Origin of the sequence: Pseudomonas sp. GZJR-8 (assembly GCF_002916705.1) — a bacterium.
Lineage (GTDB): Bacteria > Pseudomonadota > Gammaproteobacteria > Pseudomonadales > Pseudomonadaceae > Aquipseudomonas > Aquipseudomonas synxantha_A.
In genome coordinates, this window is the sequence record NZ_JXSI01000009.1 from 109,311 (window position 1) to 129,492 (window position 20,182).

The window sequence follows — 20,182 nt, forward strand, 5'->3', positions numbered from 1 at the left end:
ATATGTTTACTGACCCACCGCAATCGGGAGCAAGCCCCCTCCCACAGTTGATCGCATTTCAAGTCAGGCTTGGTAGACCTTGGCAAAACCTTCGCGGATCTTGTCCTCCGGCAGCTCATCGGCAATAAACACAATCACACTCTCCCGCGCCTCGCCCTCGGCCCATTCGGTGTCCCAGTCAAAACCATAGAGTTTCAGCACGCCCTGGAACACCATGCGTCGATCCTCCCCGGCAATATTCAGCACGCCCTTGTAGCGCAGCAGCTGCTTGCCGTGATCTTCCAGCAGTTCGTTCATGAACTCACTGAGGCGATCGATATCCAGCGGTTGGTCGGTGCGCAGCACCAGGCTGGAAATACGGTCGACCGATGGCGCAGCGCTGACCGGGCGCAGGCTCATGCCGGCATTGAGGTTGAAGCCGCGCACATCCAGCAACTCAGCCAAGTCGATCTTGCCGTGATCCACCACACGGATCGGCGCACGCCGGTTGATACGGGTCAGGCGCTGACTGAGGGCGTCGAAGGTGGCGTTGTCCACCAGGTCGCGCTTACTCACCAGCAGGCGGTCGGCAAAGCCGATCTGGGCCTGGGCGATGGTCTGGGTCAGGTGATGCTCGGCGTGGGCGGCGTCCACCAGGGTAATGATGCCGTCGAGGATGTAGCGCTCGCGCAGTTCTTCGTCGATGAAAAAAGTCTGGGCCACTGGTGCCGGGTCGGCAAGGCCGGTGCATTCGATCACCAGGCGGTCGAAGGCGATTTCGCCACTGTCCAGACGCTCAAGCAGCAGGTACAGGGCCTTGGTCAGGTCGGTGTGGATGGTGCAGCACACGCAGCCGTTGGACAGGGTCATGACTTGTACCGGCTCGTCGCCCAAGAGCTGGGTGTCGATGCCGGCGTCACTGAATTCGTTTTCGATCACGGCGATTTTCAAGCCGTGCTCGGCCTTGAGCAGATGGCGCAGCAAGGTGGTCTTGCCGGCACCGAGGAAGCCGCTGAGGATGGTGACGGGGATGGGAGAGGACAAAACTATTCTCCTGATAACTGAATAAACACAAAACAAATGTGGGAGCAAAGGCCCCTGTGGGAGCTGGCTTGCCTGCGATGCAGACAACTCGGTGCTTCAGTCAGACCGAGGTGATGCTATCGCAGGCAAGCCAGCTCCCACAGAAAGCCCTGCTCCCACAGGGGTATCGCATTGGCCCGCGTTACCGGGTCAACAGCACTTGGGCCCACCCTTTCCGCCGTAACGGGCCTCCTGGCGTTCGCGGAAGAACGCCTTGTAGTCCATCACCGGCTTGTCCGGGTGTTTGGTTTGCATATGCTCGACGTAGGTGTCGTAGTCGGGCATGCCGACCATCAGGCGCGCGGCCTGACCGAGGTATTTACCGAGGCGACTGATGTCATTGAACATAGTGGCAATCCTCGCTTATGCGTCCGGTACGGCCTGGAATGGCGCTTCTTTATCCGTACGCTCTTTGTTGCCCCAGGCGGCTACGCCGACTTTGAGCGCATAGAACAGGATGCTGAATACCACGAACAGGAACAGCGCCGTCAGCGTTGCGTTGGTGTAGGCGTTCCAGATCACGTGCTGCATCTGGTCGATGCTCTTGGCCGGGGCGAGGATCTGACCGTTGGCCAGGGCATCGCTGTATTTCTTGGCCAGCGACAGGAAGCCGATCGCCGGGTTGGCGTCGAACAGCTTGATGAAGCCTGCGGTGGTGGTGCAGATCAGCAGCCAGACGGCCGGCAACATGGTCACCCAGATGTAGCGCTGGCGCTTCATTTTGATCAGCACAACGGTCGCCAGCATCAGCGCGATACCCGCCAGCATCTGGTTGGAGATACCGAACAGCGGCCACAAGGTGTTGATACCACCCAGCGGGTCGATTACGCCCTGGTACAGCAAGTAACCCCACATCGCCACGCAGCCTGCGGTAGCAATCAGGTTGGCGGTCCAGGACTCGGTGCGTTTGAGCGCAGGCACGAACGAACCCAGCAGGTCCTGCAGCATGAAGCGACCGGCACGGGTACCGGCATCGACCGCCGTGAGGATGAACAGCGCTTCGAACAGGATTGCAAAGTGGTACCAGAACGCCATGGTGTTTTCACCTGGCAGCACACTGTGCAGGATCTGTGCGATACCGACTGCCAGCGTCGGCGCACCGCCGGCACGCGCCAGGATGGTGGTTTCACCGATATCGTGGGCAACGGCCGACAGCGCTTCAGGGGTAATTGCAAAACCCCAGCTGCTGACGGTTTGCGCCACGGTGACCACGTCAGTACCGACAATCGCCGCCGGGCTGTTCATGGCGAAGTACACGCCAGGCTCGATCACCGAAGCGGCAACCATCGCCATGATGGCCACGAACGACTCCATCAACATGCCGCCGTATCCGATGTAACGGGCGTGGCTTTCACTGGCGAGCAACTTGGGCGTGGTGCCCGAAGAGATCAGCGCGTGGAAGCCCGAGACCGCGCCACAGGCAATGGTGATGAACAGGAACGGGAACAGGCCGCCCTTCCACACCGGGCCAGTGCCGTCGATGAACTGGGTCAGTGCCGGCATTTTCAGGTCAGGCATGGTGACCAGGATGCCGATCGCCAGAGCGATGATGGTGCCGATTTTCAGGAACGTCGACAGGTAGTCACGCGGCGCCAGGATCAGCCATACCGGCAGAACAGCGGCAACGAAGCCGTAGCCGATCAGCATCCAGGTGATCTGGATCCCGGTGAAGGTGAAGGCTTTGGCCCAGACCGGGTCAGCGGCAATCTGCCCGCCCAGCCAGATCGAACCCAGCAGCAACAGCACGCCGATGATCGAAATTTCACCAATGCGGCCCGGGCGGATGTAGCGCATGTAGATGCCCATGAACATCGCAATCGGGATGGTCGCCATCACCGTAAAGATGCCCCACGGGCTCTCGGCCAGGGCCTTGACCACGATCAGTGCCAGCACCGCGAGGATGATGATCATGATCAGGAAGCAGCCAAACAGGGCGATGGTCCCGGGAATGCGGCCCATCTCTTCGCGAACCATATCCCCCAGGGAACGCCCGTTGCGACGGGTGGACAGGAACAGGATCATGAAGTCCTGCACCGCACCCGCCAGCACCACACCGGCAATCAGCCACAGGGTGCCGGGCAGGTAGCCCATCTGCGCCGCCAGCACCGGACCGACCAACGGGCCTGCACCGGCAATCGCCGCAAAGTGGTGACCGAAAAGGATATGTTTGTTGGTCGGCACGTAGTCCAGACCGTCGTTATTGACCACTGCGGGGGTGGCCCGCCGAGGGTCGAGTTGCATCACGTTATTGGCGATGAACAGACTGTAGTAACGGTACGCAACCAGATAGATGGCCACAGCAGCGACCACAATCCACAAGGCGTTGATCGCCTCGCCGCGGCGCAAGGCCACTACGCCCAGGGCGCACGCTCCTACGATTGCCAGCACCAGCCAGGGTAGGTGGCGTAGCAGGCTATTATTATTTTTCATTTTTGTATTCCAGCCAGGGTGGACAGAAAGGACAGCCAGCCCGAGTTTAGCGCTGTTGGCCTCAAAGACCAGCCCCCTACGTTGGTCTAGAGCCTTGCCGGGGCGAAAAAGGCAAAAAAAATCGCTCCATGATGGCTCACGGCTACAATTCTTTTATCCACAGAGGGTTTCACCATGAGCGAACAGCCTTCAGAGCGACGCCGTTTCCGACGCATTGCCTTCGATGCCAAGACCGAACTCATGCAAGATGGCCATGTCTGGCCGGTGCAATTGGTGGATTTGTCGCTCAAGGGATTGCTGGTGCAACGACCTCAGGGCTGGCTGGGTCATCGCTACGAATCGTTCGACGTGGACATCCATCTAGACGCCGAGACCGACGTGAAGATGCAGGTGAGGTTGACCCATGACGATCATGGGCAGCTCGGGTTTGTGTGCGAGCACATCGACCTCGACTCGATCAGCCACCTGCGGCGGATAATCGAGTTGAACCTGGGTGATCAGGCAGAGCTGGAGCGGGAATTCGCCGCGCTACTCGAATAGGGCATCCAACGCCTGCTCCAAGCGCGTCACCCCAATCACCTGCAAACCTGTCGGCATTTCCTTCGGCGCATTGCCCTTGGGCACGATCGCCCGCTTGAACCCATGCTTGGCCGCCTCCTTCAACCGCTCCTGCCCACTGGGCACCGGGCGGACTTCACCCGACAGGCCGACCTCACCAAACACCAGCAGATCATGGGGCAGCGGCCGATTGCGCAGGCTGGACATCACCGCCGCCATCAGCGCCAGGTCGGAGGCGGTCTCCAGCACCTTGACGCCGCCCACTACGTTAAGGAAAACATCCTGGTCATGGGTCGGAATGCCGCCGTGACGGTGCAATACCGCCAGCAACATCGCCAGACGGTTCTGGTCCAGGCCAAGCGTGACCCGCCGCGGGTTGGCCAAATGGCTGTCATCCACCAGCGCCTGGACTTCCACCAGCATGGGCCGGGTACCCTCCCACGTCGCCATCACCACACTGCCCGGGACCTCTTCCTGGGCGCGAGTGAGAAAAATCGCCGAGGGGTTGGAGACTTCTTTCAGCCCACGGTCAGTCATGGCGAACACACCCAGCTCGTTCACGGCGCCAAAGCGGTTTTTTACCGCCCGCAGCAAACGCAGGCGGCCATCGGACTCACCTTCGAAATACAGCACGGTATCCACCATGTGCTCCAACACCCGTGGCCCGGCCAGCGCGCCTTCCTTGGTCACGTGGCCGACCAGGAAGATCGCCGTGCCGCTCTGCTTGGCGTAGCGCACCAACAGCGCCGCACTTTCGCGCACCTGGGACACGCCGCCCGGCGCCGATTGCAGTTGCTCGGTGAAAATCGTCTGGATCGAGTCGATCACCATGACCTTGGGCTTTTCGATCCGCGCCGTAGCGATGATGCTTTCGATGCAGGTTTCGGTCATGACCCGCAGCTGGTCCTGGGGCAGGCCCAAACGGCGGGCGCGCATGGCCACTTGCTGTTGGGATTCTTCGCCGGTGACGTACAGCGCCGGCATACGGCTGGCGATGCTGCACAGGGTTTGCAAGAGGATGGTCGACTTGCCGATGCCCGGGTCACCGCCGATCAGCACCACCGAACCATCGACCAGGCCACCGCCAAGTACGCGGTCCAGTTCGCCGGACGCGGTGGAGAAACGCGGGATCTCTTCGACGCTGACCTCGGCCAGGGTCTTGATCTGTGCCTGTTGCCCGGTCCAGCCGGCGCGGCCGGTAGGGGCTGCGGCACCACCGCTTTCGATCATGGTTTCAGTCAGGGTGTTCCACGCACCGCATTCGGAGCACTGGCCCGCCCATTTGGGAAAGGTCGCGCCGCACTCCGTGCAGCCGTACATGCGCTTGGCCTTTGCCATGTGAGAACCTCCAACCGAAAAACCGCGATGATAGCTCAGCGCGACGCCGGGGTCCGGATTTCGCCACTGGCCAAACGTGAAGCACTGTTACCGACGGGGTCCTCGGCGTTCAGGTCTGCGCCTTTGGCTTGCAGTTCACCCAGCAACTCGACGCGTTTGAACAGCCCGGCGTACATGGCGGCAGTCTGTCCCGCGCCATTGCGTTGGTCCGGGTTGCAGTCGGTGGCCAGCAGGCGCTGGGCGATTTTCAGCTCACCCTTGAAGATCGCGCCCATCAGCGCCGTGTTGCCGCGGTTGTCCTGTACGCAGGCGTTGGCACCCGCGTCGAGCAGACGCTCCACGTACGAGCCCTGGCCGTGATAAGCGGCGAGAATCAGTGCCGTGTAGCCTTTGTCATCCTGGGTGTTGAGGCTGTAGCCGGAGTCGATAAAGGTGTTGAGCATGTCGAGGTCGCCACGGCGAGCGGCGTCGAAGTAGTAATCCTGCAACTGGGCCTTGAGCGCCACTGGGTCGGGAGACTCCGCATGGGCGACAAAGGCCAGCATGGCCATCAGTAAACCGATAGAGATACGCATAGGGGCTTCTCCTGCCAAAGGTCGACGCCCGTAGAGGCGCCGACCGCAACCAACGAATCAGTCAGTCAGTTTTTCCGCCAGCGCCTTCACGCGAGCCAGATCACCTTTGGCCACCTTGGTCACGCCGGTGCCGTATTCCGGATCAGCCTTGTAAAGGAACGACAGAATGATGTGCTTGCTCTCGTCATCGGTGGTGGCCAGCGAGCCGCCGAAATTGTCGATCAAGTCCTGACGCTCTTTCTTGGTGTAGGAGCGGTACAGGTCACCGGCCTGTTTGAAGTTCTGCTCGCGCTGGATCTTCGCCTGCTGGGTGCTGCCCGACAGCGGCGACTGGCTGTAGCGCGCGGTTTGCGGCTCTTCGCGTGGCAACAGCCGGCTTGGCTGGTAGTTCACGCCGGTGGTGGTTTTGCCGAAGTTCATCGCACCGTCCTGGTTACCGTTATTGACGGTGACCCGTGGAGCGTTGATCGGCAGTTGCAGGGCGTTCGCACCCAAGCGGTACATTTGCGTATCGGCATAGGAGAACACCCGGCCTTGCAGCAGACGGTCTTCCGACGGCTCGATGCCCGGCACCAGGTTGGCAGGCGCCATCGCGACTTGCTCGGTTTCCTGGAAGACATTGGCCGGGTTGCGATTGAGCACCATCTGCCCGACTTTACGCTCCGGTACATCCGGCCAGATCTTGGTGGCATCCAGGGGGTCGAAATCAAACTTGGCCAAGTCCTCGGGCTTGAGCACTTGCACATACAAGTCCCACTTGGGGAAGTCGCCTTTGTTGATATGGGTGACCAAATCGTTGGTCATATGACTGTAGTCACGACCCTGTACTTCGGTGACTTGCTTGGGATCCAGGTTCTTGATGCCTTGCAGGCTCTTCCAGTGGAACTTGACGTAGTGCACTTCGCCCTTGGCGTTGATCAACTTGTAGGCATGTACGCCATTACCGTCCATCTCGCGGTAACTGGCCGGGGTACCGGAGTCCGAGTACAACTCGGTCAACGTACGCGTGGCTTCGGGAACATGGGAGAAGAAGTCGAAACGGCGCGAGTCGTCATCCAGGTTGGTGCGTGGGTCGGGTTTGAAGGCATGGACCATATCCGGGAACTTGATGGCATCGCGGATAAAGAAGGTCGGGAAGTTATTGCCAACCAGGTCCCAGTTACCTTCGGCGGTGTAGAACTTGGTGGCAAAGCCCCGTGGGTCACGCAGGGTTTCAGGGGAATGGTTACCGTGGACGACCGCCGAAAAGCGTACGAACACTGGCGTGGTTTCACCGGCGGCGAACACCTTGGCCTTGGTCAGGTCGCTGAGGTTGTCGGTCACCGTGAAGGTGCCATGGGCGCCGGTACCGCGGGCATGTACCACACGCTCGGGGATGCGTTCGCGGTCAAAGCGCTGCAACTTCTGGATCAGCTGAACGTCCTGCAACAATACCGGGCCGTTCGCTCCGGCCGTTTGCGAGTTCTGGTTATCACCGACGTTGGCCCCGTTATCGCGGGTCAGGTTGGCGGCTTGCACGGAGAGGGACAGCAGGCTGGCGGTCACCAGTGCCAACGCGTGACGCGCGGACACGGGCCTGCGGCGGATTGGAGTGTTCATCGAGGTTTCCTCTGGTTTTTTTAGCGCACATTCTGTTGTGCTTGTCAGAGGCTAGAGACCTGCGAGTCAGAAGATAAATAGAAAAACGCCACAGGCCCGATTAATAAAATAATCTGGTAACTGGCTGAAATGACGGTTAATTCGCGCGCGACTGGTGGCACTTTGCAAACTATTTGCGTTTTAATGTGTCGATAAAAATCGACAGTGTTAACAGTTGTGTCGAGCAAGCCTTGTACGACTGAATTACACTGACCTCCACCCTTCTCAACTGTAACAAGGAATAACCTATGGGCGTGATCAGTGAGTTCAAGGCCTTCGCGGTCAAAGGTAATGTGGTCGACATGGCCGTCGGTATCATCATCGGCGCCGCCTTCGGCAAAATTGTTTCCTCGTTTGTAGGCGACGTGATTATGCCGCCTATCGGTCTGCTGATCGGGGGTGTGGACTTTGCCGACCTGGCGATAACGCTCAAGGCCGCGCAGGGTGACGTACCGGCGGTGGTGCTGGCTTATGGCAAGTTCATCCAGAGCATCATCGACTTCGTGATCGTTGCTTTTGCGATCTTCATGGGTGTGAAGGCCATCAACCGCCTGAAGCGAGAAGAGGCCGTAGCCCCTAGCTTGCCACCGACGCCGACCAAGGAAGAAGTGCTGCTGGGCGAGATCCGCGATCTGCTCAAGGCTCAAAATAACAACAAACCGCTTTAATCAGCGGTTGCAAAAAGGCGCCTCGTGAGGCGCCTTTTTTCTACCAGTAATTTTCTACTGCAACCTGACCAGGGCGTCGACTCAGGCTCAGTTGCATGTCCCGTTGCTTGAGTAGCTGGCGGGTGTCATCGACCATCTGCGGATTACCGCAAATCAATACGCGGGAGTGTTCCGGCGTTAACTCAAGGCCGGCCGCACGCTCCAGTTCGCCATTTTCTATCAGCGTGGTAATGCGCCCGTTGAGCGCACCCGGATATTGCTCGCGAGTGACGATGGGGATGTAGGTGAGTTTATGCGCGTACTCGGCCAAGTACTCGCGCTCCCCCAGTTCCTTGATCAGCGCCTGGTAAGCCAGCTCTTTCGCTTCCCGCGCGCTGTACACCAGAATGATGCGTTCGAATTTTTCCCAGACCTCAAAGTCCTGCAGGATCGACAGGAACGGCGCAACCCCTGTGCCGGTGCCCAGCAGCCACAGGTCGCGCCCGTCGACAAAGCGATTAAGGGTCAGGAAGCCGGTGGCCTGGCGCTCTACCAACAAGGTGTCGCCAACCCGCAGCCGGCTGAGTTCGCTGGTGAACTCCCCGCCAGGGACAACGATGGAAAAAAAGTCGAGATGCTCATCAAAAGGCGATGACACCACAGAATAGGCACGCCACACGGTGCTGCCATCGACCTTGGTCACACCCAGGCGCACGAACTGGCCGGCGGTAAAGCGAAAGCCTGGGTCGCGAGTGGTGCGCAGGGTGAAGAGGCTGGGGGTCAGCGATTGCACGTCGAGCAAGGTCTGGCGGGTAAATTTCTCAGCACTGGCCGTCATGGGAGGCTCCGTTTTGCACAGGCCGCTAGTGTCTCTCAAAGCAGATGACGCAAACACCGTTGATTTGTACTGGCATTGCATTTACCCATCGCGCACCGCCTGTCAGTGACGCAAGTGAGCCAGCGGTTCACCCGCAATCCGCAGCAAACAACGCGCCGCACACTCATACTAATCATTTGGCTATTAACCCAACCGGAATGCGCCACAAGATGAAACTACGCCGTCCGAAGACGTCATTTTGATATCACCTGCAAGTCATTAAAACCAGTGCAAAAAAAATGTCCCATCGGTTTTTTCATACAAACCAATAACGCTTGTACATATCTGAAACCCGAAGACCAAACACTTGATGAATTTTTTTTCAGACTAGCTTGTACGACGTGTCCTACACTTGTTTTCGTGTTGGATTGGGGATCAGGAAGTACCCAAGTCACAAAGAAACCCATGGAGAGTTACCGATGGTCAATTGGCACAATTCACGGCTGCCCAAGCTGGAAGGCGAGAGCGAAATCACCACCGTGTATGAAATGGTGATCAACCGCACTCAGGAAATGGGGTTCAAATATTGCTCGTTCACAATGAGTACTCAATCCGAAAATACCCAAGCAAAGCCTTTCAACTGCAACAACTACCCAAATGAATGGAACAAAATCTATCAACAAGCAGGTTTCTTCGACAAAGATCCGGCGGTAGTTCACTGCAAGCACTCTGTACTGCCCATCCTTTGGGAGAAGCAAGCCTTCGGTAACGCACCTGAACTGTGGGACTTGGCTGAGTCATTTGGGGTGCATAGGGGCTGGTCCCAGGCGGTGCATGATTTCAAGGGTGTATTCAGTATGCTGACCCTGGTGCGTGACAAGGGTGAGGTCAGCCCTGAAGAGCTTTACGAAAAAGCCGGTCAAGTATTGTGGCTCTGCCATGCGATGCATGCGGTCGTCGCGCTTCAATACACCGGCGAGCCCATCGACGAGGCGCCATTCAAGTTAACGGCCCGCGAAACGGAGATTCTCAGATGGTGCGCCATGGGCAAGACTGCCGCGGAGATCGCTCGCATTCTGTGCCTGTCCGAGCGCACGATGGGTTTTCATGTCGGCAGAGTACTCAGCAAATTGAAGGTCACCAGTAAGATCCAGGCTGTGCTCTGCCTCGCCAAAGCCGGAATGCTGTAATCGTCAATCAAACACCCCATGTCATTGCGGAAAAAAAAACGTAACATTTACGGCCAACTCTGAGTGTTGATGCCGCCCCCTTCAGTGGGTCGCGTCGCCGTTCACTCAGACGGTTCCGTCGATTACCCAGAGCATTCTTCCCCCATGCCCCTGCTTGACAGCCCCTTCGCCCAGCTCGATCTGATTCGTCAGCCAGAGCAACACAATGATCCGCTGCAAGCCTTCGATGCCGCCGACGAGTACCTGCTCAACCACCTTGGCGCACAGCAACCCAATGCGCTGACCCGCGTGCTGGTACTCAATGACAGCTTCGGTGCCCTCGCGGCCAGCCTTGCGGGCCAGATGTTGGTGACCTCCAGCGGCGACTCGTTCCTCGCCGCCCAAGCCCTGGAGAAAAACCTGGTGCGCAACGGCAAGGCGTTTGATGCCGTGCCATTCGTACCCGCCAGTACCGCGCCGGTGGGGCCCTTCGATCGGGTGCTGATCCGTGTGCCAAAAACCCTGGCGCTGCTGGAAGAACAGTTGATCCGCCTGCAAGGGCAATTGGCGCCGGGCGCCGAGGTGATCGCCGGGGCGATGGTCAAGCACTTGCCCCGCGCCGCCGGTGAACTGCTGGAGCGTTACATCGGGCCGATGCACGCGACGCTTGCGGTCAAAAAGGCGCGATTGCTGATCGCCACCGTGGCAGATCGTCCTGTCGCCGTCTCGCCCTATCCCACCCGCTACAGGCTGGACGCGCCAGCGATCGAGTTGCTCAACCACGCCAACGTTTTCTGCCGCGAGGGCCTGGACATCGGCACCCGCGCCTTCCTGCCGCACCTGCCGAAAAACCTTGGCAGCGCCCGCGTGGCAGACCTGGGCTGCGGCAATGGCGTATTGGCGATTGCCAGCGCTCTGCAAAACCCCGACGCGCAGTACACGTTGGTGGATGAGTCCTATATGGCCGTGCAATCGGCGGCTGAAAACTGGCAAGCCGCTCTGGGCAATCGCGACGTTATTGTACGTGCCGATGACGGCCTGGCCGGTCAGGAGGCGCAATCGTTGGACGTGGTGCTGTGCAACCCACCGTTTCATCAACAACAAGTGGTGGGTGACTTCCTCGCCTGGCGCATGTTCCAGCAGGCACGCGAAGCCCTGGTAGTGGGCGGCGCGTTGTATATCGTGGGTAATCGCCACCTGGGCTACCACAGCAAGTTGGCGCGATTGTTCCGTGGCGTCGAACAAGTGGCGACCACACCAAAGTTCGTCATCCTCAAAGCGCGCAAATAAAAAAGCCCTGCCCTTCCAATAGAAGAGCAGGGCTTGCCTCTCACGCTGGCAGGCCGGTTCGGTATGTCAGTGCGTGGTCAGGCCCGCCGCATTCATGAACATGCGCATCAGGCTGGCCACCACGAACAGGGCCAGCACGCTGCCCACCCAGATCCCCGCCAGCCATCCCAGGCGCCGCCACAATGGCTGCTTCTCGGCCTGTTCAATCTCGTGCAGTGAAGGTTTACCGGACATGTTTCAACCCTCCTAGTGGTAGCCGTCTTCGTGGGTGACCTTGCCGCGGAACACGTAGTAGCTCCAGAAGGTATAACCCAGGATGAACGGGATGATGAACAACGTGCCCACCAGCATGAAGCCCTGGCTTTGCGGCGGTGCCGCAGCGTCCCAGATCGACACGGACGGCGGGATGATATTGGGCCACAGGCTGATGCCCAGGCCGCTGTAGCCAAGGAAAATCAGCACCAGCGTCAGCAGGAACGGCGTGTAGTGCGCATGACGGGCCACGGCGCGGAACAGTCCGTACATCGTGACCAATACCAGAACCGGCACCGGCAGGAACCAGAACAGGTTCGGCAAGGTGAACCAGCGCGAAGCGATTTCCGGGTGGGTCAGCGGCGTCCAGATACTGACGATACCGATCACCGCCAACACCACGAAAGCCAACGGCCGCGCCAGGTTATGCATCTGCTCCTGTAACTTGCCCTCGGTCTTCATGATCAGCCAGGTGCAGCCGAGCAAGGCATAGGCCACGATCAGCGCCACGCCGCAGAACATCGTGAACGGTGTGAGCCAGTCCAGTGAACCACCGGCAAACTGGCGGTCCACCACCGGGATGCCATCGATAAAGGCGCCCAACGCCACGCCCTGGAAGAAGGTTGCTGCCAGCGAGCCACCGATAAACGCCTTGTCCCACAGGTGACGCTTGTGGTCCTTGGCCTTGAAACGGAACTCAAAGGCCACGCCGCGGAAGATCAGCCCGATCAGCATCAGGATCAGCGGCAGATACAACGCCGACAACACCACCGAATACGCCAGCGGGAACGCGCCAAACAACGCCGCGCCGCCGAGTACCAGCCAGGTTTCGTTGCCGTCCCATACAGGGGCCACGGTGTTCATCATCACGTCACGGTCGACTTTGCCGGGGATAAACGGAAAGAGGATGCCGATACCCAGGTCGAAGCCGTCCATCACCACATACATCATGATGCCGAAGATGATAATCACGGCCCAGATCAGCGGAAGATCAATACCCATCTCAATTCCCCTTGTGCTGGATGTGGTCGTGGTCGTTATCGCTGCCATCGTCGGCGGCAGACAACGGACGCGCCGGGGTGCGTTTCTGACCTGGGCCACCATGGGCCGGTTCGGTACTGTCGTGAGTCACAGGGCCCTTGCGCACCAGGCGCATCATGTAACCCAAACCGGCACCGAACAGCGCGAAGTACACCACCACGAACAACACCAGGGTAATGGTCATCTGCGCCAGGCTATGCCCGGACGAGGCATCTGCGGTGCGCATCAGCCCGTAGACCACCCAAGGCTGGCGGCCGATTTCAGTGGTGAACCAACCAGCAAGAATCGCAATCAAGCCCGACGGGCCCATCCACAGCGCCAGGTACAGGAACGGCTTGGATGTGTACATCTTGTCGCCACGGCGCAGCCACAGGCTGAACAGACCGGTGAAGATCATCAGGAAACCCAAGCCAACCATGACCCGGAACGACCAGAACACGATGGTCGAGTTGGGGCGGTCCTCAGGCGGGAACTCCTTGAGGGCCGGCACCTGCTTGTCCAGGGAGTGGGTCAGGATCAGACTGCCCAGGTACGGGATCTCGACCGCGTATTTGGTCTTCTCGGCTTTCATGTCCGGCCAGCCGAACAGGATCAACGGCGTCGGCTCGTTGCCGATGTTTTCCCAGTGGCCTTCAATCGCGGCGATTTTTGCCGGTTGATGCTTGAGGGTATTGAGGCCATGGAAGTCACCGATCACCGCCTGGATGGGCGCGACAATCAGCGCCATCCACATCGCCATGGAGAGCATTTTGCGGATCGCCGGGTTGTCCTTGCCGCGCAGCAAATGCCAGGCTGCCGACGAGCCGACGAAGAATGCCGTGGCAACAAATGCAGCCGTGGCCATGTGCATCAGGCGATAGGGGAATGAAGGGTTGAAGATCACCGCCAGCCAATCAGTGGGAATTACCCGGCCATCAATGATTTCAAAGCCCTGTGGCGTTTGCATCCAGCTGTTGGAGGCGAGAATCCAGAACGTGGAGATCAACGTCCCCACCGCCACCATCACCGTGGAGAAAAAGTGCAGCTTGCGCCCCACCTTGTTCCAGCCGAACAGCATCACACCGAGGAAACCGGCCTCAAGGAAGAAGGCCGTGAGCACTTCGTACGTCAGCAATGGCCCGGTGACAGCACCGGCGAAGTCGGAGAAACGGCTCCAATTGGTGCCGAACTGATAGGCCATGACCAAGCCGGAGACCACACCCATGCCGAAGTTGACGGCAAAGATCTTCGACCAGAAATGGTAGAGGTCACGGTAGGTATCGTTATGAGTCTTGAGCCACAAGCCCTCCAGCACCGCAAGGTAACTGGCCAGGCCGATGGTGATCGCCGGGAACAGGATGTGAAACGAGATGGTGAACGCGAATTGAATTCGGGCGAGATCTAGCGCCTCCAAACCGAACATAAGTCTTCCTCTGTCAGGTAATACCGGCTGCTGGCTGGGAGCCTGCACCCACTGCCCCCACGGATATGGAGTGTGGCGAATTTCAATTCGTTTCTTTTTTTACCCATCTCGTGGGGATTCTGGCCTTGCGGCCGCCAGAGCAATTCCGGGGCAGGTTTTGATCTGGATCAAGCATCGTTGAAAGAGTAGTCCCATTTTTGCTGTAGGACTGTGTGGTCTTTTGCCGCGTGACAGCTTGCCTCAGCCCTGTTCTTGCAACTATTTGTTACAGCTTGATGCTAATCTCGCCATTCCCCCGTTGCCGACCTGATTGCCGATGCCCAGTGAACCCGCGTTGCTGTTACGTCACCACCGCCCTTTCATCGCGTTCTGGCTGGCGCGGATCTTTACCGCCAGCGGTTTCCAGATGCTCACCGTGGCGATCGGCTGGAACCTCTACCAACTGACCGGCAACGTGCTGGACCTGGGGCTGGTTGGCCTGGTGGAATTCGTACCGCGCGTGCTGTTCATGCTGCACACCGGGCATGTAGCCGATCGCTATGAGCGACGCAGGGTCGCCGCCATTTGCCAGACGTTACAGGCGCTGATTGCCTTGTCCCTGGCCATCGGCGGCCTGACCGGCAACGTGACCCGCGAGATGATCTTTATCCTCGCCTTCCTGCTGGGCGCTGCGCGCTCATTTGAAATGCCCACCACCCAGGCGCTGCTGCCGAGCATCGTGCCCAGCGCGTTGTTCCCACGGGCCGTGGCGGCATCGCAATCGGCCCAGCAACTGGCGACCATCGTCGCACCCGCCGTTGGCGGTTTGCTCTACGCGTTTGGTAGCGTGTGGGTGTACGGGCCGACCGTGGCGCTGTACCTGATTGCCTGCGTCCTGACCTTGAACCTGCCCGCCCGCCAGACGCCGCTCAACAAAGCCAAGGCCACGATGGACTCGCTGCTGGCCGGCATCCGGTTTATCCGCAGCCGCCCGGACATCCTCGGCGCCATCTCCCTGGACCTGTTTGCCGTACTGCTGGGCGGCGCCACCGCGTTGCTGCCGGTGTTCGCCAAGGACATCCTGCTGACCGGCGCCTGGGGCCTGGGCCTGCTGCGTTCGGCACCGGCGGTGGGCGCCTTGCTGATGTCGCTGTGGCTGGCGCGGTTCTCGGTAGACCGCAAGGTAGGACGCGTGATGTTCACCGCCGTCGGCGTATTCGGCGTGGCGACCATTGCCTTCGGCCTCTCGACCTCGTTCTGGTTCTCCCTGGCGGTGCTGGTAGTGCTCGGCGCAGCGGACATGATCAGCATGGTGATCCGCGCGTCGTTCGTGCAACTGGAAACACCGGATGAGATGCGTGGGCGAGTCAGCGCGGTCAATGGCCTGTTTATCGGTGCATCCAATCAACTGGGCGAGTTCGAATCCGGGATAACCGCTCATTGGTTCGGCACCGTGCCGGCGGTGGTAATGGGCGGGATCGGCACCCTGGTGGTGACCGGGGTATGGATCAAGTTGTTCCCGACCCTGGCCAATCGTGATCGAATGCATGTGCCGGTGGAAGAAACCAAGCCATAAGCTTAAGCGTTGTACCCTGTGGGAGCCGGGCTTGCCCGCGATAACAGTGTATCAGGCAACTCTCTGGTGGCTGAGGCACCGCTATCGCAGGCAAGCCAGCTCCCACAGTTGGAGCTTCGGTGTTTGGAACACCGGTGCTAGAGCACTTTATCCAAGGTGATCGGAAACTCCCGCACCCGCTTGCCGGTGGCATGGTAAATCGCATTCGCCACCGCCGCCGCCACGCCGACAATGCCGATCTCCCCCACGCCCTTGGACCCGAGTGCGTTGACCACATCGTCGTGTTCTTCGACAAACAGCACGTCAATCTCGCCGATATCGGCGTTCACCGGGATGTGGTACTCGGCCAGGCTGTGGTTCATGTAGCGTCCCAATTGATGGTCGACCTGGGTCTCTTCATGCAGCGCCATGCCAATGCCCCACACCACGCCGCCAAGGATCTGGCTGCGGGCCATCTTCGGGTTGACCACGCGCCCCGCAGCAATCGCGCTGACCACACGGCTGACCTTGATGGTGCCCAAGTCTTCATCCACCCGCACTTCGACGAACACCGCCGAGTGCGTAGCGCTGGCATAACCCTCGCGCTTCTTGTCGGGCTCGCTGTCGACCTGTACCTGCAAGGCGTCTTCACCGCTGTCCTTGACCAGTTGCGCCAACGACACGCTCACGTCACCGCTGTGTAGCTGGCCGTCTTCAAACCGAACCGAATCGGCATCCTTGAATACCGGGTAAGTCTGCCGGGCGATCTCCAGCAATTTGGCATTCAGCGCTTCGCACGCTTGCTGTACGGCGGTGCCGACGGAAGACACGGTAAACGAACCGCCCTGCAACGGCGCCGTGGGCAATGACGAATCACCCAGCAGAAAGCTGATATCGGCCATCGCCACGCCACTGGCCTGAGAGGCAATCTGGGTCATCACCGTGTAGGTGCCCGTGCCAATGTCGGTGGTGGCACTGCTGACGGTGAGTTTGCCGCGGCTATCGATGCGTGCCTTGGCGCTGGCCTTCATCTGCATGGCTTCCCACACCCCACCGGCCATTCCCCAGCCGATCAACTGGCGACCGTCGCGCATACTGCGCGGTTCCGGGTTGCGCTGGCTCCAGCCGAAACGTTCGGCGCCTTCGCTGTAGCATTCGCGCAGGGCTTTGCTCGACCAGGGTTTGTCTTCGTTCTGGTTACGCTCGGCGTAGTTGATCAGCCGCAGTTGCACCGGGTCGATGGCCAAGGCACAGGCCAGTTCATCCATGGCACATTCCAGGCCGATCACGCCCAGCGCAGCACCGGGGGCGCGCATGTCCAGCGGGGTAAAGACATCCAGCGGCACCAGCTTGTAGGTCAGTTGCACGTTGTCGCAGTGATAGAGCATGCCGCTCCACTCCACCACGTGCTCGCTGAAATCCTCGAAGCGCGAGGTCTGGCCAATCGCGGTATGCCCCAGGGCCAGCAAGCGCCCATTGGCGGCGGCCCCCATCTGCAAACGCTGCAAAGTGCGTGGGCGATAGCCGAAGGTGAACATCTGCTGGCGAGTCAGGGTCACGCGCACCGACCGCTTGAGCGCCAGGGATGCCATCACTGCCAGTGGTAGTTGGTACTGCGGGCGCAGGCCCGAACCGAAGGCGCCACCGACAAAGGCAGCAAAAATGCGCACCTGGCTTTTATCCAGGCCGAACACTTTTTGCACGTACGCTTGGCAGTTCTGCGGGCCCTGGGTTTTGTCGTGGATATGCAACGTGCCGTCCGGCTGATACAGCACGGTGCTGGCATGGGGCTCCATGGGGTTGTGGTGTTCGATGGGGGTGCTGTAATGCAGATCGAGGCTGATCGCCGCACCGGCCCACTCGGCCTGAAAGTTACCGCGTGGTTTGGGCGGTGTCTGCGGTGAAGGGTAGGCCCGTTCCTGCTGGGTGAGCAGGTCCGTTTCGAAATCTTCAGGCGCGTATTCGATGTGCACCAGTGAACCGGCGTGCCGGGCCAGTTCCAGGTTATCGGCAATCACCAAGGCCAGGGGCTGGCCGCTGTAAAGCACGCGGTCGTTGTACAGCGGGCGAAAGGGTGAGCCGTCGGCTGCATCATCATCCTGGAAGGCGTCGTCGTAACTGGCGATTCTGGGGCGATTGAGGTGATCAATGACCTCGACCACGCCGGGCAAGGCCAGGGCCTTGGAGGCATCGATCTTTATAACGCGGCCTTTGGCGATGGTGCTGGAGACGACGCTGCCATGCAGCAGGCCATCCTCAGGGAACTCACCGGCATAGCGGGCCTGGCCTGTGACCTTGAGCAGACCGTCGACACGGTCCAGGGGTTTGCCGATGGCACTCATGGCTGTTCTCCTGCGACAGCAGCGTCGCTCAGGGCACGGATGATTGCGCGTCGTGCCAGTTTGATCTTGAAGCCGTTGTGCTCCAGCGGCTCGGCGTCTTGCAATAGGGCATCGGCAGCGTTGCTGAAGGTTTCGCGGCTCACGGTCTGACCGATCAATGCCGCTTCCACTGCGCGGTCGCGCCAGGGTTTGTGCGCCACGCCGCCAAGGGCCAGGCGCGCATCGATGATGGTGTCGCCGTCCAGTTCCAGCGCCGCAGCCACCGACACCAAAGCAAAGGCATAGGACGCGCGGTCGCGGATTTTCAGGTAGTGGCTATGCCGGGCCAGATGGTCGGCAGGCAGTTCAATGGCGGTGATCAGTTCGTCATCGGCCAATTGGTTGTCGCGCTGCGGCGCATCGCCGGGCAGACGGTGGAAATCGGCGAACTCGATGACGCGTGCACCTCCACGCCCTTCTACATGCACCCGTGCCTGGAGCGCCGCCAGGGCCACGCACATGTCCGAGGGATGCGTGGCCACGCACTGCTCACTGGCGCCAAGGATCGCATGGATGCGATTCAACCCCGTGCGCGCCGGGCAGCCGCTACCGGGCTCGCGCTTGTTGCACGGCACCGTAGCGTCATAGAAGTAGTAGCAGCGGGTGCGCTGCAACAGGTTGCCACCGGTACTGGCCATGTTGCGCAATTGCGGCGAGGCCCCCGCCAGGATCGCTTGGGACAACAATGGGTAACGCTGTTCGATCAGCGGGTGCCAGGCCAGGTCGGCATTGCTCACCAACGCGCCGATCCGCACGCCGCCGTCGGCGGTTTCTTCAACCTCGTGCAAGGGCAAGCCGGTGATATCGATCAAGTGTTCCGGGCGGCTGATGTTTTCTTTCATCAAGTCCAGCAGGTTGGTGCCCCCGGCAATAAAGCGCGAGGCCGCGTTGCTCAGGTGCACCGCCTCTTGAACATCGGCAGGCTTGCTGTAGTGGAAGGGGTTCATTGTTCACCTCCCGAGCGGTGGCACGCCGGCAGCGCCTCTTCGATGGCGTCGCGGATATTGCTGTAGGCACCGCAGCGGCACAGGTTGCCGCTCATCAGTTCCTGGATCTGCGCACGGTCGTGGGCGCGGCCTTCATTGGCCAGGCCCACGGCGGAACAGATCTGGCCGGGGGTGCAATAGCCGCACTGGAAGGCGTCATGCTGGATGAAGGCTTGCTGCATGGGGTGCAACTGGTCGCCTTCGGCCAGCCCTTCGATGGTGGTCAACTCGGCGCCGTCGCACATCACGGCCAGGGTCAGGCAGGCATTTACGCGCTTGCCGTCACGCAATACGGTGCAGGCACCACACTGACCGTGGTCGCAGCCCTTTTTGCTGCCGACCAGGTCCAGCTGTTCGCGCAGCAGGTCCAGCAAGGTGGTCCAGGGCAGCACATCCAGTTGGCGCGGCTGGCCGTTGAGTGTCATGCGTATCGGGTGGCGGGCAAACGGCTGGGCCGCCGCGCCATTGGGGTTTGCGCTCATAAACACCTCACGGGTTGAAGTACATCCGCGGCGTTCAGGAAAATCGCCGTCTTAGGGGTACGACTTCCCGGGATTTTGAGCGTTCAAGATGATTGATCAGCGGATATTGAGCTGGGCTTTCAAGGTGTTTTGCGGGGGGTTGATCGAGGTATTGGTGAATTCGAACCAGCCCTGGGCCTGGACATTCAGGTCGAACACATAGATGTAGCCCATCAAGGTGCCCACGCCGTTGCACGCCTCACTGATGTTGCCCACCTGGCACACAGCCGTGCGTTGCCCGTTCAACTCTGCGCCATTGAAGCGGCCCATCGGGCTGTTGCCCAGGCCGACTTCCATGACCGACACCTGGGTGGGCCCACGGTGTTCGCACATCTGGGTGGTGTTCACCCGTTCGGGGATGGTTTCGCTGCATTTTGCCGATTCCACCTTGAACACCCGCACCTCGCTCAACGCCGGTGCAGCCGCGCCCCACGCCGGTGCTGCGCCCAGCCACAGGCTGATACTGGCGATCAGAGCTAGACTCCACGCGTTGGCTTTTTTCATGCTGGCAATGACCCGGTATTGAACGTCGGCGCAGTAT

General features: G+C 60.0%; 19 protein-coding genes. 5 read left to right on the forward strand and 14 right to left on the reverse strand.

Features of this window, described 5'->3' with window-relative positions; translation table 11 throughout:
• Positions 1–63: 63 nt before the first annotated feature.
• The 3 genes from yjiA to TK42_RS18315 form a co-directional block, all read right to left on the reverse strand.
• Positions 64–1,023: a GTPase gene (gene yjiA / locus TK42_RS18305; protein WP_032879403.1), complete on the reverse strand. Its 960-nt coding sequence runs from the start codon at positions 1,021–1,023 to the stop codon at positions 64–66.
• A gap of 189 nt (positions 1,024–1,212) precedes the next feature.
• A complete protein-coding gene (locus TK42_RS18310; protein WP_003194308.1) occupies positions 1,213–1,410 on the reverse strand; it encodes a YbdD/YjiX family protein in 198 nt (65 codons plus the stop codon).
• A gap of 15 nt (positions 1,411–1,425) precedes the next feature.
• Positions 1,426–3,492 carry a carbon starvation CstA family protein gene (locus TK42_RS18315; RefSeq protein ID WP_005791609.1) on the reverse strand — a complete coding sequence of 689 codons (2,067 nt, stop codon included), beginning with the start codon at positions 3,490–3,492 and terminating at the stop codon, positions 1,426–1,428.
• A 174-nt stretch (positions 3,493–3,666) separates the two neighbouring features.
• On the opposite strand from TK42_RS18315, the gene TK42_RS18320 reads away from it, so the two are divergent.
• Positions 3,667–4,032: a PilZ domain-containing protein gene (locus tag TK42_RS18320; RefSeq protein WP_103734819.1), complete on the forward strand. Its 366-nt coding sequence runs from the start codon at positions 3,667–3,669 to the stop codon at positions 4,030–4,032.
• On the opposite strand, the gene radA is transcribed toward TK42_RS18320, so the two are convergent.
• Genes radA through katB form a run of 3 tightly spaced genes read right to left on the reverse strand, consistent with a single transcriptional unit; the run spans position 4,021 to position 7,562 of the window.
• Entirely contained in the window at positions 4,021–5,388 is a 1,368-nt protein-coding gene (gene radA / locus TK42_RS18325; protein WP_103734820.1) for a DNA repair protein RadA, read from the reverse strand. The two genes, TK42_RS18320 and radA, sit on opposite strands and share 12 nt — an antisense overlap.
• Positions 5,389–5,423: 35 nt before the next feature.
• Entirely contained in the window at positions 5,424–5,963 is a 540-nt protein-coding gene (locus tag TK42_RS18330; protein ID WP_103734821.1) for an ankyrin repeat domain-containing protein, read from the reverse strand.
• 57 nt (positions 5,964–6,020) lie between these two features.
• The gene (gene katB, locus TK42_RS18335; protein ID WP_005791616.1) at positions 6,021–7,562 is read right to left on the reverse strand and encodes a catalase KatB; all 1,542 of its coding nucleotides are present in this window, start codon (positions 7,560–7,562) and stop codon (positions 6,021–6,023) included.
• 287 nt (positions 7,563–7,849) lie between these two features.
• Here katB and mscL point away from each other — a divergent pair, with 287 nt between their 5' ends.
• Positions 7,850–8,269: a large-conductance mechanosensitive channel protein MscL gene (gene mscL, locus TK42_RS18340; RefSeq protein WP_005791618.1), complete on the forward strand. Its 420-nt coding sequence runs from the start codon at positions 7,850–7,852 to the stop codon at positions 8,267–8,269.
• A 40-nt stretch (positions 8,270–8,309) separates the two neighbouring features.
• Here the strand turns inward: mscL and TK42_RS18345 are convergent, their stop codons facing one another.
• Positions 8,310–9,086 carry a ferredoxin--NADP reductase gene (locus TK42_RS18345; protein WP_103734822.1) on the reverse strand — a complete coding sequence of 259 codons (777 nt, stop codon included), beginning with the start codon at positions 9,084–9,086 and terminating at the stop codon, positions 8,310–8,312.
• A gap of 458 nt (positions 9,087–9,544) precedes the next feature.
• On the opposite strand from TK42_RS18345, the gene TK42_RS18350 reads away from it, so the two are divergent.
• Both TK42_RS18350 and TK42_RS18355 read left to right on the forward strand, forming a co-directional pair.
• Positions 9,545–10,255 (forward strand): LuxR family transcriptional regulator, encoded by a 711-nt coding sequence (locus tag TK42_RS18350; RefSeq protein WP_103734823.1) that lies wholly within the window; start codon positions 9,545–9,547, stop codon positions 10,253–10,255.
• A 144-nt stretch (positions 10,256–10,399) separates the two neighbouring features.
• On the forward strand, positions 10,400–11,524 hold the full coding sequence (locus TK42_RS18355) for a class I SAM-dependent methyltransferase (RefSeq protein ID WP_032879391.1): 1,125 nt from the start codon (positions 10,400–10,402) through the stop codon (positions 11,522–11,524).
• Between the two features lie 66 nt (positions 11,525–11,590).
• On the opposite strand, the gene TK42_RS18360 is transcribed toward TK42_RS18355, so the two are convergent.
• From TK42_RS18360 to TK42_RS18370, 3 genes are read right to left on the reverse strand one after another with little or no spacing between them, the layout of a single operon-like run.
• Complete coding sequence (locus TK42_RS18360; protein WP_078822377.1) at positions 11,591–11,758, reverse strand: DUF2474 domain-containing protein; 168 nt, start codon at positions 11,756–11,758, stop codon at positions 11,591–11,593.
• 12 nt (positions 11,759–11,770) lie between these two features.
• Positions 11,771–12,778 carry a cytochrome d ubiquinol oxidase subunit II gene (cydB, locus tag TK42_RS18365; RefSeq protein WP_005791627.1) on the reverse strand — a complete coding sequence of 336 codons (1,008 nt, stop codon included), beginning with the start codon at positions 12,776–12,778 and terminating at the stop codon, positions 11,771–11,773.
• Position 12,779: 1 nt separating this feature from the next.
• Positions 12,780–14,219, reverse strand: a complete 1,440-nt coding sequence (locus tag TK42_RS18370; protein WP_005791629.1) for a cytochrome ubiquinol oxidase subunit I — start codon at positions 14,217–14,219, stop codon at positions 12,780–12,782.
• Positions 14,220–14,535: 316 nt separating this feature from the next.
• On the opposite strand from TK42_RS18370, the gene TK42_RS18375 reads away from it, so the two are divergent.
• Complete coding sequence (locus TK42_RS18375; protein ID WP_005791631.1) at positions 14,536–15,774, forward strand: MFS transporter; 1,239 nt, start codon at positions 14,536–14,538, stop codon at positions 15,772–15,774.
• 137 nt (positions 15,775–15,911) lie between these two features.
• Here the strand turns inward: TK42_RS18375 and TK42_RS18380 are convergent, their stop codons facing one another.
• The 4 genes from TK42_RS18380 to TK42_RS18395 form a co-directional block, all read right to left on the reverse strand.
• A complete protein-coding gene (locus tag TK42_RS18380; protein WP_103734824.1) occupies positions 15,912–18,095 on the reverse strand; it encodes a xanthine dehydrogenase family protein molybdopterin-binding subunit in 2,184 nt (727 codons plus the stop codon).
• Positions 18,092–19,081 carry a xanthine dehydrogenase family protein subunit M gene (locus TK42_RS18385; protein WP_103734825.1) on the reverse strand — a complete coding sequence of 330 codons (990 nt, stop codon included), beginning with the start codon at positions 19,079–19,081 and terminating at the stop codon, positions 18,092–18,094. Before TK42_RS18385 ends, TK42_RS18380 begins: the two co-directional genes overlap by 4 nt.
• Positions 19,078–19,602: a (2Fe-2S)-binding protein gene (locus TK42_RS18390; RefSeq protein WP_103734826.1), complete on the reverse strand. Its 525-nt coding sequence runs from the start codon at positions 19,600–19,602 to the stop codon at positions 19,078–19,080. The genes TK42_RS18385 and TK42_RS18390 overlap by 4 nt, the downstream gene beginning before the upstream one ends.
• A gap of 96 nt (positions 19,603–19,698) precedes the next feature.
• Positions 19,699–20,145: a DUF4879 domain-containing protein gene (locus TK42_RS18395; RefSeq protein ID WP_005791635.1), complete on the reverse strand. Its 447-nt coding sequence runs from the start codon at positions 20,143–20,145 to the stop codon at positions 19,699–19,701.
• Between the last annotated feature and the right edge of the window lie 37 nt (positions 20,146–20,182).

Coding starts and splice junctions, on each gene's coding strand:
- TK42_RS18310 (WP_003194308.1), bottom strand. CDS start 1,410: ATGTTCAATGACATCAGTCGCCTCGGTAAATACCTCGGTCAGGCCGCG.
- TK42_RS18315 (WP_005791609.1), bottom strand. CDS start 3,492: ATGAAAAATAATAATAGCCTGCTACGCCACCTACCCTGGCTGGTGCTG.
- TK42_RS18320 (WP_103734819.1), top strand. CDS start 3,667: ATGAGCGAACAGCCTTCAGAGCGACGCCGTTTCCGACGCATTGCCTTC.
- radA (WP_103734820.1), bottom strand. CDS start 5,388: ATGGCAAAGGCCAAGCGCATGTACGGCTGCACGGAGTGCGGCGCGACC.
- TK42_RS18330 (WP_103734821.1), bottom strand. CDS start 5,963: ATGCGTATCTCTATCGGTTTACTGATGGCCATGCTGGCCTTTGTCGCC.
- katB (WP_005791616.1), bottom strand. CDS start 7,562: ATGAACACTCCAATCCGCCGCAGGCCCGTGTCCGCGCGTCACGCGTTG.
- mscL (WP_005791618.1), top strand. CDS start 7,850: ATGGGCGTGATCAGTGAGTTCAAGGCCTTCGCGGTCAAAGGTAATGTG.
- TK42_RS18345 (WP_103734822.1), bottom strand. CDS start 9,086: ATGACGGCCAGTGCTGAGAAATTTACCCGCCAGACCTTGCTCGACGTG.
- TK42_RS18350 (WP_103734823.1), top strand. CDS start 9,545: ATGGTCAATTGGCACAATTCACGGCTGCCCAAGCTGGAAGGCGAGAGC.
- TK42_RS18355 (WP_032879391.1), top strand. CDS start 10,400: ATGCCCCTGCTTGACAGCCCCTTCGCCCAGCTCGATCTGATTCGTCAG.
- TK42_RS18360 (WP_078822377.1), bottom strand. CDS start 11,758: ATGTCCGGTAAACCTTCACTGCACGAGATTGAACAGGCCGAGAAGCAG.
- cydB (WP_005791627.1), bottom strand. CDS start 12,778: ATGGGTATTGATCTTCCGCTGATCTGGGCCGTGATTATCATCTTCGGC.
- TK42_RS18370 (WP_005791629.1), bottom strand. CDS start 14,219: ATGTTCGGTTTGGAGGCGCTAGATCTCGCCCGAATTCAATTCGCGTTC.
- TK42_RS18375 (WP_005791631.1), top strand. CDS start 14,536: ATGCCCAGTGAACCCGCGTTGCTGTTACGTCACCACCGCCCTTTCATC.
- TK42_RS18380 (WP_103734824.1), bottom strand. CDS start 18,095: ATGAGTGCCATCGGCAAACCCCTGGACCGTGTCGACGGTCTGCTCAAG.
- TK42_RS18385 (WP_103734825.1), bottom strand. CDS start 19,081: ATGAACCCCTTCCACTACAGCAAGCCTGCCGATGTTCAAGAGGCGGTG.
- TK42_RS18390 (WP_103734826.1), bottom strand. CDS start 19,602: ATGAGCGCAAACCCCAATGGCGCGGCGGCCCAGCCGTTTGCCCGCCAC.
- TK42_RS18395 (WP_005791635.1), bottom strand. CDS start 20,145: ATGAAAAAAGCCAACGCGTGGAGTCTAGCTCTGATCGCCAGTATCAGC.